We start from the raw sequence: 15549 nt of genomic DNA, 5'->3' as shown, positions 1-15549 counted from the left end.
CTGACCTGCATGGACGGACGCACATCCCCGACCTTCCGAGTCGTGCGACGTGGCCCCTGCGGTCCGGAAGCAGGATACCCGCCGCCTGCACCAGGCACCGACCGGGCGGGTCGGTCGCCAGCGCGTGACGTTCGGCCCTGTCGTCCCGGCCTGGCCGGTGCGAGCCTGAGTGCATGCACCGCCGTGTGTGGCCAGGACGTCACTTCCCCCTCGGGGCGACGCCCGATGCTGAGGGCACCAACTTCACCCTGGCCTCACAGGTCGCGCAGAAGGTCGTCCTGTGCCTGTTCGACGAGGCGGGCCACGAGGACCAGGTGACGCTCCGCGAGTACGACAGCGGCGTCTGGCACGGCTACCTGCCAGGAGTCGGTGTCGGGCAGCGGTACGGGTACCGGGTGCACGGCGCCTACGACCCCAGCCGGGGGCTGCGGTGCAACGCCGCGAAGCTGCTCCTGGACCCCTACGCCCGGGCCTTCGACGGCACGGTCCGCTGGGGCCCCGAGGTCTTCGACTACGACTGGAACGCACCGGACACGATCTCCGCCATGGATTCCGCGGCCCACGTGCCGAAGTCCCTCGTCGTGGACCCGACGTTCGACTGGGCCGCTGACGTGGTTCCTCGAACGAGCTACGCGGACTCCGTCATCTACGAGGTGCACGTGAAGGGGTTCACGGCCACCCACCCGGGTGTGCCCCCGGAACTGCGCGGCACCTACGCCGGCATGGCCCATCCCGCCGCCGTGGAGCACCTGACGTCGCTCGGTGTGACGGCCGTGGAGCTGCTGCCCGTCCATGAGTTCATCACCGCCAGCGCCCAGGCTCATTCCGGGCTGTCCAACTACTGGGGCTACAACACGATCGGCTTCTTCGCCCCGCACGAGGAGTACTCGGCCGCATCTCGGGCGGGGTGGGTCGGTGGCCAGGTGCGGGAGTTCCAGCAGATGGTGGTGGCCCTGCACGCCGCGGGGATCGAGGTGATCCTCGACGTGGTCTACAACCACACGGCCGAGGGTGACCAGCTCGGCCCGACCCTGTGCTTCCGCGGGATCGACAACCATGCCTACTACCGGGTGGATCCGGTCGACCCGTCGCGGTACCTGGACACGACGGGCACGGGCAACTCCTACAACGCCGACGACCACACCTGCCTGCGGCTGATCATGGACTCACTGCGGTACTGGGTGACCGAGATGCACGTCGATGGGTTCCGCTTCGACCTGGCCACGGCACTGGCGCGCGTGGACGGCGGGTTCGAACGGCTCTCGTCCTTCTTCGCCCTCATCGACCAGGACCCCGTGATCAGCCGGGTGAAACTCATTGCCGAGCCGTGGGACGTCGGGCAGTGGGACAGCTACAGCGTGGGGGCGTTCCCGGACACCTGGTCGGAGTGGAACGGTCGCTATCGCGACACGGTCCGGGGGTTCTGGTCCGGGCGTCCCGCGACGCTCCCGGAGCTGGCCACCAGGGTCGCCGGGTCGTCCGACATCTACGGACCGACCCGGCGGCGCCCGCACGCCTCGATCAACTACGTGACCTGCCACGACGGCTTCACCCTTCACGACCTCGTCTCCTTCGCCTCCAAGCACAACGACGCCAACGGAGAGGGGAACCGGGACGGGACGAACGACAACATCTCGTGGAACCACGGTGTCGAGGGCCCCACCGAGGACCCGGTGGTGACGGCCGCCAGGAGCCGGGACGTCCGCGCGATGCTCATGACGCTGTTCCTGTCCCGCGGGGTCCCGATGCTGCTCGGCGGCGACGAGCTGGGTCGGACGCAGCGGGGGAACAACAACGCCTACTGCCAGGACAACGAGATCTCCTGGTTCGACTGGCAGCACGTGGATGAGGACCTGCTGGCCTTCGTCCGGCGCGTGATCGCGATGCGCCGGGCGCACCCCGTGCTGCGCAGGCGCCGGTATCTGGCCGACCCCGGGTACTCCGTGTGGTTCGCACCGGACGGCCAGCCGATGTCCCCAGCGATGTGGCAGGACCCGGCGCGGCGCAGCGTGGCGGTCTTCGTGGACGGGACCGTGGCCCCCGACCACGACCGCTGGGGGGAGCCCCTGCTCGACCGGAACCTGCTCGTCCTGGTCAACGGGGAGGCGGATCCCGTGGGTTTCCGCATCCCCGACACGTCACCATCCGGTGGTCCGTCGCGCCTGTGGCGCCTGGAGCTGGACACCTCTCTCCCGGGGTCCGCGCCCGCGCCCTCGTCCACGCCGCTCGCGGGAGCGGGTTCGACCGTGCTGGCACCGGGCCGCAGCCTGCTCGTGCACTGGTCGACGGGCGAAGAGGGCTGAGGCGTTGGGGGTCCGGTGCCGCCGCGCAGGACGCGATTCGGTCAGGCGTCGTTGTCGACCTCGGCGTAGGCCGGTGCGACCTTGTTCTTCGCGTCGCCGATGCGGTGCACGCGCAGGGCGTTCGTCGACCCGGGGATCCCGGGGGGAGACCCGGCGACGATGACGACGACGTCGCCCTCCTCGGCCCGGCCGCACGCGAGGAGCTCGTCGTCGACCTGGACCGCGTAGTCGTCGGTGTGCCTCGGCTCGGCGGTGAGGAAGGTCTCGACGCCCCACGTCAGGGCCAGCTGGGACCGGGTCCACTGGAAGGGCGTGAAGGCGAGCATGGGGATGCGCGGGCGCACCCGCGCCAGCCGGCGGGAGGAGTCGCCGCCGACGGTGAAGGTGATGAGGAACTTGCACCCCAGCAGCTCGCCGATCTCGGCGGCGGCCGCGGTCACCGCGCCGCCCTTGGTGCGGGGCTTGTTCTCGAGCGGGAGGATCCGGCCGAGGCCGTGCTCCTCGGTGTTCTCGATGATCCGGGCCATGGTGCGCACGGCCTCGATCGGGTGGGCCCCGACGCTCGTCTCACCGGAGAGCATGAGCGCGTCGGCGCCGTCGAGGACGGCGTTGGCCGCGTCGGAGGCCTCGGCGCGCGTCGGGCGGCTGTTGGTGATCATCGACTCGAGGACCTGGGTCGCGACGATGACCGGCTTGGCCTGGCGCCGACCGAGCTCGCAGGCCCGCTTCTGCACCAGCGGCACCGTCTCGAGCGGCATCTCGACGCCGAGGTCACCGCGGGCGACCATGAGCCCGTCGAAGGCGCGGACGATCTCGTCGAGGTTGTCGACCGCCTGGGGCTTCTCGATCTTGGCGATGACGGGGATGCGGTACCCCTTCTCGTCCATGATCTTGTGCACCGGGACGATGTCGGCGGCGCTGCGCACGAACGAGAGGGCGATCATGTCGACCTTCATGTCGAGCGCCCAGCGGAGGTCGTCCTCGTCCTTCTCGGACAGGGCGGGAACGCTCATCGCGGCCCCGGGCACGTTGATGCCCTTGTTGTTGCTGAGCACGCCGCCCTCGACGACCTCGCAGAGGATGTCGGTGCCGTCGGACTCGAGGACGGTGAGAGCCAGCTTGCCGTCGTCGATGAGGATCGTGTCGCCGGTCGAGACGTCGGAGGGGAGGCCGGCATACGTCGTGCCGACGGCGTCGACGGTCCCCTCGATGTCGCGGTTGGTGATGGTGAACCGGGCCCCGTTGTCGAGCATGACCGAGCCGTCGCGGAAGCGCCCGGTGCGGATCTTGGGGCCCTGGAGGTCCGCGAGGATTCCGACGGCATGGCCGGTCTCGTCGCTGGCCCGGCGCACGTCCATGTAGACGCGTGCGTGGTCGACGAGGTCTCCGTGGGAGAGGTTGAACCGGGCCACGTCCATGCCCGCGTCGACCAGCTCGCGGAGCTGTTCGGGGCTGGAGGTGGCGGGGCCGAGGGTGCAGACGATCTTGGCGCGACGCATGCCTGAAGCCTAACGATGCAAACGGTTACGCGGTGACCCGGGTCACACCGTGAGAGGACGGTCGGTCGGGTTGACCGGCCGTGGCAGCCGCGAGGGCTTGCCGGAGAGCCACGCGTCGACGTGGTGCGCCGCGGCGCGTCCCTCGGCGATGGCCCAGACGATGAGGGACTGGCCGCGTCCGGCGTCGCCGGCCACGAAGATGCCGGGGACCGTCGACATGTAGTCGGAGCCTCGGCGGACGTTGGACCGCTCGTCGAGCTCGACGCCGAGCTGGGCGACGAGCGAGTCGGACTGCGGCCCGAGGAAGCCCATGGCGAGGAGCACGAGCTGTGTCGGGAGGACCCGCTCGGTCCCCCTGACCGGCTCGAAACCGTGCTCGCCGCGCTGCACCTCGTGCAGGCGGAGGCCGCTCACGTGCCCGTTCTCGTCGGACAGGATCTCCTGGGTGCTCACGGCGTACAGCCGCTCGCCGCCCTCCTCGTGCGCGGACGCGACGCGGAAGAGCATCGGGTAGGTCGGCCACGGCTGGCCCTCGACCCGCTCCTCCCCCGGCTGCGGCATGATCTCGAGGCTCGTCACCGACCTCGCACCCTGGCGGTGCGAGGTGCCGATGCAGTCGGCGCCCGTGTCACCGCCACCGATGACGATGACGTCCTTGCCCTCGGCGCTGACCTGGCCCTCGACGCTCTCACCGAGCGCCACCCGGTTGGCGGGCGGAAGGAAGTCCATGGCCTGGAGGACGCCCTCGACCCGCCGGCCGGGGACGTCGAGGTCGCGGGGCACGGTGGCGCCCATGGCGATGACGACCGCGTCGTAGCGGGCGCGCAGCTGGTCCCAGGTGACGTCGTTGCCGACGTCGACCGAGTTCCGGAAGCGCGTCCCCTCGGCCTGCATCTGCTGGAGGCGGCGGTCGAGCACCGACTTCTCCATCTTGAACTCGGGGATGCCGTACCGCAGCAGCCCACCGGGTCGGTCGGCCCGCTCGTAGACGGCGACCGTGTGACCCGCGCGCGTCAGCTGCTGGGCGGCGGCGAGGCCGGCCGGGCCGGAGCCGACGACCGCGACGGTCTTGCCGGAGAGGCGCTCCGGCGGGCGGGGTGCGACCCCACCGTCGGCGAAGGCCTTCTCGATGGTCGTGACCTCGACCTGCTTGATCGTCACCGCGGGCTGGTTGATCCCCAGCACGCAGGCCGTCTCGCACGGAGCCGGGCAGAGGCGGCCGGTGAACTCCGGGAAGTTGTTGGTGGCGTGCAGCCGCTCGATCGCCGTGCGCCAGTCCCCCTTCCAGGCGAGGTCGTTCCACTCTGGGATGAGGTTGCCGAGCGGACAACCGCTGTGGCAGAACGGGATACCGCAGTCCATGCAGCGGCCGGCCTGGCGCTGCAGCTGTCCGAGCTCCTGCTCCTCGTAGACCTCGCGCCAGTCCCTGATCCGGACCGGTACGGGCCGACGGGCGGGCAGCTCACGCTCGCGGGTCTTGAGAAAGCCTTGGGGGTCAGCCACGGGAAGCCTCCATGATGCGGTCCCAGACCTCGGTGCCCTCGAGGTCGAGACCCTCGGCCTCGGCGGCGGCACGCACGTCGAGGACTCGCTGGTAGTCGCGGGGAAGGATGAGCGAGAAGCGGTCGCGGGCCGACTCCCAGCTCTCGAGCAGCCGTGCGGCGACGGGCGACCCCGTGTACTCACGGTGGCGCTCCAGCAGGCCGCGGACGACGTCGACGTCGCTCGCCCGGAGCGCCGAGACGTCGACGAGCTCGCGGTTGACCCGGGACTCGTCGAGGTCGAGGACGTAGGCCACTCCCCCGGACATGCCGGCCGCGACGTTGCGGCCGGTCGACCCGAGGATGACGACGACGCCACCGGTCATGTACTCGAGGCCGTGGTCGCCCACGCCCTCGACGACCGCGGTGATGCCGGAGTTGCGCACGCAGAAGCGCTCGCCCACGCGGCCGCGCAGGAAGATCTCGCCCGAGGTCGCGCCGTAGCCGATGACGTTGCCGGCGATGACGTTGTCCTCGGCGGTGAGCGGGGACGCCGGGTCGGGCGCGACGACGATGCGCCCACCGGACAGGCCCTTGCCGACGTAGTCGTTGGCGTCGCCGACGAGGCGCAGCGTCACGCCCCGGGGGACGAAGGCGCCGAAGCTCTGCCCCGCGGACCCGCGCAGCGTGAGGTCGATGGTGCCGTCGGGCAGCCCGCTCGCGTGGACGCGGGTGACCTCGTGGCCGAGCATCGTGCCGACGGTGCGGTTGACGTTGCGGACGGCGAACTCGCCGGTGACCCGGGTGCCGTCGTCGATGGCCTCGCGGGCGAGGGCGATGAGCTCGTGGTCCAGGGCCTTCTCGAGGCCGTGGTCCTGGCTGATCGTGTGCCGCTTCGCGGAGCCGTCGGGGCTGTCCACCTCGGCGAGGATCGGCGCGAGGTCCAGGCCCGACGCCTTCCAGTGCGCGACGGCCTTCCCGACGTCGAGGGCGCCGATCTGGCCGATGGCCTCCTCGACGGTCCGGAACCCGAGCGAGGCGAGGTGCTCGCGCACCTCCTCGGCGATGTACTCGAAGAAGGTCTCGACGAACTCCGGCTGCCCGGTGTAGCGGGCGCGCAGCTCGGGGTTCTGGGTGGCGATGCCGACCGGACACGTGTCGAGGTGGCAGACCCGCATGAGGATGCAGCCGCTCACGACGAGCGGGGCGGTGGCGAAGCCGAACTCCTCGGCGCCGAGCAGGGCAGCGATGACGACGTCGCGGCCGGTCTTGATCTGGCCGTCCACCTGCACGACGATCCGGTCGCGCAGCCCGTTGAGGACGAGCGTCTGCTGCGTCTCGGCCAGGCCGAGCTCCCACGGGCCACCCGCGTGCTTGAGCGAGGTGAGCGGGGAGGCGCCCGTGCCACCGTCGTGGCCGGAGATGAGCACGACGTCGGCGTGCGCCTTGGAGACACCGGCCGCGACCGTGCCCACGCCGATCTCGGACACGAGCTTGACGTGGATCCGCGCCTCGGGGTTCGCGTTCTTGAGGTCGTGGATGAGCTGGGCGAGGTCCTCGATCGAGTAGATGTCGTGGTGCGGGGGCGGGCTGATCAGGCCGACGCCCGGGGTGCTGTGCCGGGTGCGGGCGATCCACGGGTAGACCTTGGGGCCGGGCAGCTGGCCGCCCTCGCCGGGCTTGGCGCCCTGCGCCATCTTGATCTGGATGTCGTCGGCGTTCGTGAGGTAGACCGACGTGACGCCGAAGCGACCCGACGCGACCTGCTTGATCGCCGACCGGCGCTCGGGGTCGAGCAGCCGCTCGAGGTCCTCGCCGCCCTCGCCGGTGTTGGAGCGTCCGCCGAGGCGGTTCATCGCGACCGCGAGGGTCTCGTGCGCCTCCTTGCTGATCGAGCCGTAGCTCATCGCACCGGTGTTGAAGCGCTTGACGATCTCGCTGACCGGCTCCACCTCGTCGATCGAGATCGGCTCGCGGCCGGCCGGGCCGCCGAGCTCGAAGAGCCCACGCAGCGTCATGAGCCGCTCGGACTGGTCGTCGATGCGCGCGGTGTACTGCTTGAAGATGTCGTAGCGCCGCTGCCGCGTCGCGTGCTGGAGCCGGAAGACGGTGTCCGGGTCGAAGAGGTGCGGCTCGCCCTCGCGTCGCCACTGGTACTCGCCACCCACGCGCAGCTTGCGGTGCGAGAGGATCACGCCGTCCCGGGGGTAGGCCGAGTCGTGGCGTGCCGCAGTCTCCGCGGCGACGACGTCGAGGCCGATCCCCCCGAGCTGGGAGACGGTGCCGGTGAAGTACTCGTCGACGAGCTCCTGGGACAGGCCGAGCGCCTCGAACACCTGGGCCCCGCGGTAGGACGCGACCGTCGAGATGCCCATTTTGGACATCACCTTGAGGATGCCCTTGCCGAGCGCCTTGATGAGGTTCCGCACCGCCTGCTCCGCCGTGACGCCGGTGATGGCGCCGGTGCGCACCATGTCCTCGACGGTCTCCATGGCGAGGTAGGGGTTGATGGCCGCGGCGCCGTAGCCGACGAGCAGCGCGACGTGGTGCACCTCGCGGACGTCACCGGCCTCGACGAGCAGGCCGACCATGTTGCGGGTCTTCTCGCGGATGAGGTGGTGGTGCACCGCCGACGTGAGGAGCAGCGACGGGATGGGCGCGTAGTCGCGGTCGGAGTCCCGGTCGGAGAGCACGACGAACCGGGCACCGCGGGCGATGGCCTCGCTCACCTCCTTGCAGATCTCCGCGAGCCGGGCGCGCAGCGCGACCTCGCCGTCCTGGACGACGTAGGTGCCCCGCACGACGTGGGTGGCGTAGCCGGGCAGGTCGCCGTCCGCGTTGATGTGGACGATCTTGGCCAGCGCGTCGTTGTCGATGACCGGGAACGGCAGGATCACCTGGCGGGCGTGGGCCGGGGTGGCCTCGAGCATGTTGCCCTCGGGACCGATGACCGTGCCGAGCGAGGTGACGAGCTCCTCGCGGATGGCGTCCAGCGGCGGGTTCGTCACCTGCGCGAAGAGCTGGGTGAAGTAGTCGAAGAGCAGGCGCGGCTTGTCGGAGAGCACTGCCACGGGCGAGTCGGTCCCCATGGAGCCGAGAGCCTCGCCACCGGTGCGGGCCATCGGTGCGAGGAGGATCTTGAGCTCCTCCTCCGTGTAGCCGAAGGTGCGCTGTCGACGGGCCACGGACGCGGCCGTGTGGATGATGTGCTCGCGGTCGGGCAGGTCGTCGAGACTGAGCATCCCGGCGTGGAGCCATTCGGCGTAGGGGTGCTCGGCGGCCAGCTCGGACTTGACCTCGTCGTCGCTGACGATGCGCCCGGCGGCGGTGTCGATGAGGAACATCCGCCCCGGCTGCAGCCGCCCGCGCTTGACGACCTTGTCGGCCGGGAGGTCGAGGACGCCGGCCTCGGAGGCGAGGACGACGAGCCCGTCCTCGGTGATCCAGTAGCGGCCCGGGCGCAGCCCGTTGCGGTCGAGGACGGCACCGATGAGCGTGCCGTCGGTGAACGCGACGCAGGCCGGTCCGTCCCACGGCTCCATGAAGGTCGAGTGGAACTCGTAGAAGGCGCGCCGGGCGGGGTCCATCTCGGCGTGGTTCTCCCACGCCTCCGGGATCATCATGAGCACGGCGTGCGGGAGCGAGCGGCCACCGAGGTGGATCAGCTCGAGGACCTCGTCGAAGCTCGCCGAGTCCGACGCGTCCGACGAGCACGTCGGGAACAGCCGGTCGAGGTCGCCGCCGATGACGTCGGAGACGAGCTGGCTCTCGCGGGCCCGCATCCAGTTGCGGTTGCCCTTGACGGTGTTGATCTCGCCGTTGTGGGCCATGAGCCGGTACGGGTGGGCCAGCGGCCAGCTGGGGAAGGTGTTGGTCGAGAAGCGCGAGTGCACGAGCGCGAGCTCGGTGGCGAAGCGCTCGTCGGACAGGTCCGGGAAGAACGGCTCGAGCTGGCCGGTGGTGAGCATGCCCTTGTAGACCATGGTGCGCGCCGACAACGAGGGGAAGTAGACCTCGACCTGTCGCTCGGCGCGCTTGCGCAGGCAGAACGCGAGCCGGTCGAGCTCGATGTCGCGCACGTCCCGCCCGGGAGCGGCGACGAACACCTGGCGGAAGAACGGCATGCAGGCCTGGGCCATGGCGCCGACGAGCTCGGGGGTGACGGGGACGTCGCGCCAGGCGAGGACCTCGAGCCCCTCCTCCGCGGCGATCTGCTCGATCGTGGCCTCGACGTCGGCCCGCGCGGCCTCGTCCGTGGGCAGGTAGGCCATGCCCGCGGCATACGACCCCGCCGGGGGGAGCTCCACGTCGAGCACCGCGCGGAAGAAGGCGTCCGGGACCTGGGTGAGGATGCCCGCGCCGTCGCCGACGAGCGGGTCGGCGCCGGTGGCGCCGCGGTGGTCGAGGTTGCGGAGCGCGGTGAGGGCGTGGTCGACGATGTCGTGGCCGGCGGTCCCGCGCATCGTCGCGACCATGGCGACCCCACAGGCGTCGTGCTCGTGGTCGCGGCGGTAGAGGCCGGTGTCGGCCGGGTGGGCGGAGAATCGCGTCGGGGACACGTCAGGTCACCGTCCTCGGGGAGGGTCAGGGCCGGCAGGGAGTCCGGGCACAGGAGGTCATCGGGCGCGGACGTCGATGGCCACGTGAGAGGGATGCTAGCCCACAACCGTCTTGCAGAGCGAGCGCGGCGATCTCACATCGTGGACGGTTGCGGGGTGCTCCGCCGGGCCCTCCGACCGGTGTGGACGACGATCGCCACCCCGATGAGGAAGACGATGATGCTCGTCCACACGTTGAGCCGCTGGCCGAGGACGAGCTCGGCCTCGTCGGTGCGCATCCGCTCGATGAGGATCCGCCCGATCGGGTAGCCGGCGACGTAGAGACCGAAGAGCTGGCCGCGGGCGAGGTCGCGCCGCCGGTCGATGAGCAGGAGCGCACCGGCGAGCAGGAAGACCCACACGAACTCGTAGAGGAACGTCGGGTGGAAGGTCCCGAGGACGACGGGTTCGCCGCTCGCGTCGGTCACCGCGCGGCCGGCGGAGTTGTCCCAGCGGTGGATGACCAGGCCCCACGGGAGGTCGGTCGGGCCGCCGTAGAGCTCGTTGTTGAACCAGTTGCCCCAGCGCCCGATGCCCTGGGCGATCGCGACGCCGGGGGCCGCCGCATCGGCGAAGTCGAGGAAGCCGACGCCGGCCTTGCGGCAGCCGTACCAGGCGCCGAGCGCTCCGAGGGCGATCGCGCCCCAGATGCCGAGCCCGCCCTCCCAGACCTTGAGCGCGTCGACCGGGTTGCCGTCCTCGCCCCAGTAGGGGTCGGGCGTCGTGATGACGTGGTAGAGCCGGCCTCCGATGATGCCGGCGACGACGGCGTATGCCGCGACGTCGAGCACCTGCCCCGGCTCACCTCCGCGCGTGCGGAGTCGTCGGTCGGTGAGCCAGATGGCGACGACGATGCCGAGCAGGATGCACAGGGCGTACCCGCGGATCGGGAGGGGGCCGAGGTGGAGGACGCCCGCAGTGGGGCTGGGGATGTCGGCAGGGATCACTTCGTGGCTGCTTCGACCGCGGCCACGAGGCCAGCCGGGTCACGGACCGCGTTGAGGTCGAGGGTGGTGCCGGCGAGCCTGATCGTCGGGGTGGCGTTCACCCCTGCCTTGCTCGACGACTCCTCCGTCGACTCGACGTACGTCGCGTAGGTCCGCTCGTCCACGCAGGTGCTCCACGCGTCCTTGGCCTCCCCGGTGATGCCCGCCTCCTCGGCGAAGCGCTCGGTCTGCGCCGAGGTCCAGCCCTGCCCCTCCTGCGCCGGCATGTTGGCGTAGACGGTGTCGTGGAACGTCTGGAACTTCCCGGCGTCGGCGGCGCACATCGCGGCGTTGCCCATGACGAGGGAGTGGGTCGTCCGGAGGTTCGCGTCGAGGAAGGTCTTGAGGTGGTAGACGAGCTTGATCTTGCCGTCGTCGGCGAGCCCCTTGATGGTCGGGCCCATCGCCCGCTCGAACTCGGCGCAGGCCGGGCACTGGAAGTCCTCGTAGATGTCGAGGGTCGGAGCCCCGGCGACGAGCTGGACGTCCTTGTTGGCCACGAATCCCTCGCCCATGGCGCCGGCGCCTGCGGGCACCGCGGTGCTGGTCCCCACCCGCTTCTGCTTGTTCGACTCGGTGATGACGACGCCCGCCACGACCGCGACGATCGCGAGCACGGCGACGACGGCGCCCACGACGATCCTGTTGGCACCGCCGCCGCTCTTCCTGCGGGCCGCGTCGATCTTGGCCTGTCGGGCGCTCGTGGCCGCCGTGGGCTTCTTCGCCATGCTCGTCGTGCTCCTTGGGTGGGGCGGTTGGTCAGGTGGTGGCCGGGCGGAACATCGCCCGGTCGAGGGAGAGGTGCGCGTCCGGTCGCCAGGACAGCCACACGCCGCAGGCGAGCAGGCCGAGGTCCTCGATGATGCGCTGGAGGTAGTTCGTCTCGGCTGCGCTGACCGTGCCGCCGCCGCCGAAGCAGCCGCAGTCGATGGTCAGGCCGCGCGCCCAGGCCTGGGCGATGCCGACGATGAAGGCGACGACGAGCAGCGACGTGAGGACGGCCGCCACCCGGGTGAAGAGGCCGAGCACGAGCAGCAGCCCGAGGATGATCTCGACCATGGGGAGCGCGTAGCCCACCCAGGCAGCGACGTCGTGCGGGAGGAGCTGGTAGGCCTGCGTGGCCTTGGCCATCGCCTCGGGCGTCGTGACCTTGAGAGCGCCGGCGACGAGGAACACCCCGCCCAGGACCAGCCGGGCGAGCAGCCCCAGGCCGTCCGCGACACGCGTGCTCACCGGGCTCCTTCCCGCACTCCCCGGGCCAGGTCCGTGCTCAGCTCACGCAACGCGTCGAGGCGTGCCCCGAGTTCCCCGTCGCCACCGAGGGTGCGCACGAAGGCCGTGCCGACGATGACGCCGTCGGCGTACTGGGCGAGCTCGGCGGCCTGGTCGCCGTTCGAGACGCCGAGGCCGACGCAGACGGGGAGGTCGGTGACCGCCCGGGTGCGGTCGACGAGGTCCCTGGCCGCCGACCCGACGGTGGTGCGCTCGCCCGTGACACCCATGGTGGACGCCGCGTAGACGAAGCCGCGGGTGGCCTCGGTGACGCGCACGAGGCGTTCCGGCGTCGAGCTGGGCGCGACGAGGAAGACCCGGTCGAGGCCCTCGCGCTCGCTCGCGGCGATCCACTCGTTCGCCTCGTCGGGGATGAGGTCGGGAGTGATGAGGCCCGCGCCGCCCGCGGCGGCGAGCTCGGCGGCATACCGGTCGACCCCCCGGCGGAGGATGAGGTTCCAGTAGCTCATGACGAGCGCGGGCGCGCCCGCGTCACGGATGGCGCGGGTCGCGCGGAAGCCGTCGACGACGTGCGCGCCCCCCGCGAGGGCCGTCTCGACGGCGTGCTGGATGACCGGCCCGTCCATGAGCGGGTCGGAGTACGGCAGGCCGACCTCGACGATGTCGACGCCCGACTCGACCATGGCGACCATGGCGCGGATGGAGCCCTCGACGTCGGGGAACCCGACCGGCAGGTAGCCGATGAGGGCCGCGCGCCCCTCGGCGCGGCAGCGGGCGAGGACGCCGGAGACGCCGAGGTCGACGCTCACAGCTGGGTCCGTCCGTCACCGGCGGCACCCGGGTCGTCGGACTCACCCGACGGCACCATCTCGTCCTCGACCACGTCGTCGACCAACCCGAACCATTCCGCGGCCGTGTGCATGTCCTTGTCCCCGCGCCCGGAGAGGTTGACGAGGATCGTCGCCTCGGGGCCGAGCTCGCGACCGAGCACCATCGCCCCGGCCAGGGCGTGCGCCGACTCGATGGCCGGGATGATCCCCTCGGTGCGGCAGAGCAGCGCGAAGGCCTCCATGGCCTCGGTGTCGGTGGCGTAGACGTACTCCGCGCGGCCGCTGTCACGCAGGTGCGAGTGCTCCGGTCCCACGCTGGGGTAGTCCAGCCCGGCCGACACCGAGTGCGACTCGACCGTCTGGCCGTCCTCGTCCTGCATGAGGTAGCTCATCGCGCCGTGCAGGACACCGGGGACGGCCGTCGCGAAACGGGCCGCGTGCCGACCGTCGAGACCCTCACCACCGGCTTCGACGCCGACGAGGCGCACACCCTCGTCCTCGATGAAGCGGTGGAAGATCCCCATCGCGTTGCTGCCGCCGCCGACGCACGCGACGACGGCGTCGGGCAGCCGCCCGGTCAGCTCGAGCACCTGCTCGCGCGCCTCGACGCCGATGATCCGGTGGAAGTCGCGCACCATTTCGGGGAACGGGTGCGGGCCGGTGACGGTGCCGATGAGGTAGTGGGTGCGCTCGACGTTGGTGACCCAGTCGCGCAGGGCCTCGTTGATCGCGTCCTTGAGCGTGGCGCTGCCGTGCTCGACGGCCACGACCTCGGCGCCGAGCATGCGCATCCTGGCGACGTTGAGCGCCTGGCGCTCCGTGTCGACCTTGCCCATGTAGACGCGGCACTCGAGCCCCATGAGCGCGGCCGCGGTCGCGGTGGCGACGCCGTGCTGGCCGGCTCCGGTCTCGGCGATGACCCGGGTCTTGCCCATGCGCTTGGTGAGCAGCGCCTGGGCGATGACGTTGTTGATCTTGTGCGAGCCGGTGTGGTTGAGGTCCTCGCGCTTGAGGATGACCCGGGCGTTGCCCGCGTGGGCGGCGAAGCGGGGCACCTCGGTGATGATGCTCGGACGGCCGGTGTAGGTGCGGTGGAGGTGCTCGAGCTCCGCGAGGAAGCCCGGGTCCTGCATCGCCGAGAGCCGGGCCTCGTCGAGCTGCTCGAGGGCGGGGATGAGCGCCTCCGGGACGTAGCGCCCGCCGAACTGGCCGAACCGACCGGCGCTCACGAGGGGCCGAAGGTCGCGGTGGAGCCGGCGCGGACGATGTCACGCACGACGGCGGCGGGGTCGCTGCCGCGCACGAGCGCCTCGCCGACGAGGACGGCGTCGGCGCCCTGCGCGGCATACGCAGCGGCGTCGTCCGCGCCGGCGACGCCGGACTCGGCCACCGTCACGACGCCGGACGGGATGAGCGGCGCGAGCCGCGAGAACGTGTCGGGGTGGACCTCGAGGGTCTTGAGGTTGCGGGCGTTGACACCGATGACGGTGGCGCCGGCGTCGACGGCGCGCTGGGTCTCGCCCTCGTCATGGACCTCGACGAGAGCCGTCATGCCGAGCTCACGGGCGAGGGCGTGCAGGCGCACCAGCTCGACGTCGCTGAGCGAGGCGACGATGAGCAGGATGAGGTCGGCGCCGTGGGCCCGAGCCTCCCAGAGCTGGTAGTCGGTCACCATGAAGTCCTTGCGCAGGACGGGCACGGAGACGGCGGCGCGGACGGCGTCGAGGTCGTCGAGGCTGCCGTGGAAGCGGCGCTGCTCGGTGAGCACGCTGATGGCGGTGGCACCGGCGTCGGCGTAGGTGCGGGCGAGGGCCGCCGGGTCGGCGATGTCGGCGAGGGCCCCCTTGCTGGGGCTGGCCCGCTTCACCTCGGCGATGAGCGAGAGGCCGTCGGCTCGCAGCCGCTGCTCGGCGTCGAGGGGGGCCGGGAGGTCGTCGACGCGGCGGGCGAGGTCGGCGAGGCTGACCTGCTCGACGCGCACCGCGAGGTCCTCACGCACGCCGGCGACGATGGAGTCGAGCACCGTGGTCATGGACAGCGGCTCAGGAGATGTTGGTGTCGCTGCGCGAGATGGCGCCGTCGACGCCGTACCCCGCGAGGGCCAGCACCTTGCCGGCGACGAGCCCCACGACGGCCAGGACCACGCCGCCGATGAACAGCGGGATGCTGGGGAGCACCACGGCCACCGACATCACGGCGGAGGCGACGAGGAGGACCCCGACCATCACCCAGGCGGCAACGCTGTTGCCGTGTCCGTCGTCGTCGTGCTCAGCCATGGGGGTGCCTCCCGGGAACGATGTGGTTGCGGCGCCATTGTGTCAGGTCTGCTGTGCCGGACCCACATCGGTGGGGTCCTCCCCGGCACTCAGCTGGTCCCAGTCGCTCTGCGGCGGGCGCCCGGGCGCGTCGTAGCGCGGCGACAGCCCACGAGCGGCCCGGCGGGCCCTCGCGAGGCCGACCAGCGCCAGCGCGGCGAGGGCGAACCCGAGGATCGCGACCCACGGCCATCCGCTCACGTGGGAGCTCGTCTCGAGCGACCCGGTGCGCCCGGCGGCCTGCGCTGCGATGGGCCCGAGGACGGAGTCCGGGTCGAGCAGCACCCTGGACACGCTGGCGATC

Annotated in this window: 12 protein-coding genes; 1 reads left to right on the top strand and 11 read right to left on the bottom strand. The window is 71.4% G+C overall.

The genetic code is table 11. From position 1 onward, the window contains the following. Positions 1–173: 173 nt before the first annotated feature. Complete coding sequence (gene glgX / locus N801_RS01290; RefSeq protein WP_035932087.1) at positions 174–2303, top strand: glycogen debranching protein GlgX; 2130 nt, start codon at positions 174–176, stop codon at positions 2301–2303. A gap of 41 nt (positions 2304–2344) precedes the next feature. On the opposite strand, the gene pyk is transcribed toward glgX, so the two are convergent. The 11 genes from pyk to N801_RS01235 form a co-directional block, all read right to left on the bottom strand. Beyond that, positions 2345–3802: a pyruvate kinase gene (pyk, locus tag N801_RS01285; protein ID WP_035932084.1), complete on the bottom strand. Its 1458-nt coding sequence runs from the start codon at positions 3800–3802 to the stop codon at positions 2345–2347. Between the two features lie 42 nt (positions 3803–3844). Then, entirely contained in the window at positions 3845–5305 is a 1461-nt protein-coding gene (locus tag N801_RS01280; RefSeq protein WP_035932081.1) for a glutamate synthase subunit beta, read from the bottom strand. Continuing rightward, complete coding sequence (gene gltB, locus N801_RS01275) at positions 5298–9842, bottom strand: glutamate synthase large subunit (protein ID WP_035932079.1); 4545 nt, start codon at positions 9840–9842, stop codon at positions 5298–5300. The genes N801_RS01280 and gltB overlap by 8 nt, the downstream gene beginning before the upstream one ends. Positions 9843–9976: 134 nt before the next feature. Then, positions 9977–10828 (bottom strand): prolipoprotein diacylglyceryl transferase, encoded by an 852-nt coding sequence (lgt, locus tag N801_RS01270; RefSeq protein WP_035932077.1) that lies wholly within the window; start codon positions 10826–10828, stop codon positions 9977–9979. Further along, positions 10825–11595 carry a DsbA family protein gene (locus N801_RS01265; RefSeq protein WP_052112489.1) on the bottom strand — a complete coding sequence of 257 codons (771 nt, stop codon included), beginning with the start codon at positions 11593–11595 and terminating at the stop codon, positions 10825–10827. Before N801_RS01265 ends, lgt begins: the two co-directional genes overlap by 4 nt. A gap of 31 nt (positions 11596–11626) precedes the next feature. After that, entirely contained in the window at positions 11627–12100 is a 474-nt protein-coding gene (locus N801_RS01260) for a MauE/DoxX family redox-associated membrane protein (protein WP_035932075.1), read from the bottom strand. Next, on the bottom strand, positions 12097–12909 hold the full coding sequence (trpA, locus tag N801_RS01255) for a tryptophan synthase subunit alpha (RefSeq protein ID WP_035932073.1): 813 nt from the start codon (positions 12907–12909) through the stop codon (positions 12097–12099). The genes N801_RS01260 and trpA overlap by 4 nt, the downstream gene beginning before the upstream one ends. Beyond that, positions 12906–14159, bottom strand: coding sequence for a tryptophan synthase subunit beta (trpB, locus tag N801_RS01250; protein ID WP_035932071.1), 1254 nt, complete (start codon positions 14157–14159; stop codon positions 12906–12908). The genes trpA and trpB overlap by 4 nt, the downstream gene beginning before the upstream one ends. Continuing rightward, positions 14156–14962 carry an indole-3-glycerol phosphate synthase TrpC gene (gene trpC, locus N801_RS01245; RefSeq protein ID WP_156996391.1) on the bottom strand — a complete coding sequence of 269 codons (807 nt, stop codon included), beginning with the start codon at positions 14960–14962 and terminating at the stop codon, positions 14156–14158. Before trpC ends, trpB begins: the two co-directional genes overlap by 4 nt. Positions 14963–14972: 10 nt before the next feature. Continuing rightward, the gene (locus N801_RS01240) at positions 14973–15206 is read right to left on the bottom strand and encodes an HGxxPAAW family protein (RefSeq protein ID WP_035932066.1); all 234 of its coding nucleotides are present in this window, start codon (positions 15204–15206) and stop codon (positions 14973–14975) included. Positions 15207–15248: 42 nt separating this feature from the next. Continuing rightward, positions 15249–15549: Trp biosynthesis-associated membrane protein (locus N801_RS01235; RefSeq protein WP_035932064.1), on the bottom strand; the 301-nt coding region annotated here is incomplete at its 5' end.

Origin of the sequence: Knoellia aerolata DSM 18566, from assembly GCF_000768695.1 — a bacterium.
In the GTDB taxonomy this organism is placed as follows: domain Bacteria; phylum Actinomycetota; class Actinomycetes; order Actinomycetales; family Dermatophilaceae; genus Knoellia; species Knoellia aerolata.
Note: the sequence above shows the minus strand (reverse complement) of the source record. Positions and strands in the feature narration are given on the sequence as shown.

Bases quoted from the DNA above. Each gene is read 5' to 3' on its own strand.
- glgX (WP_035932087.1), top strand. From the start codon at position 174: ATGCACCGCCGTGTGTGGCCAGGACGTCACTTCCCCCTCGGGGCGACG.
- N801_RS01265 (WP_052112489.1), bottom strand. From the start codon at position 11,595: ATGGCGAAGAAGCCCACGGCGGCCACGAGCGCCCGACAGGCCAAGATC.
- N801_RS01240 (WP_035932066.1), bottom strand. From the start codon at position 15,206: ATGGCTGAGCACGACGACGACGGACACGGCAACAGCGTTGCCGCCTGG.
- trpC (WP_156996391.1), bottom strand. From the start codon at position 14,962: ATGACCACGGTGCTCGACTCCATCGTCGCCGGCGTGCGTGAGGACCTC.
- pyk (WP_035932084.1), bottom strand. From the start codon at position 3,802: ATGCGTCGCGCCAAGATCGTCTGCACCCTCGGCCCCGCCACCTCCAGC.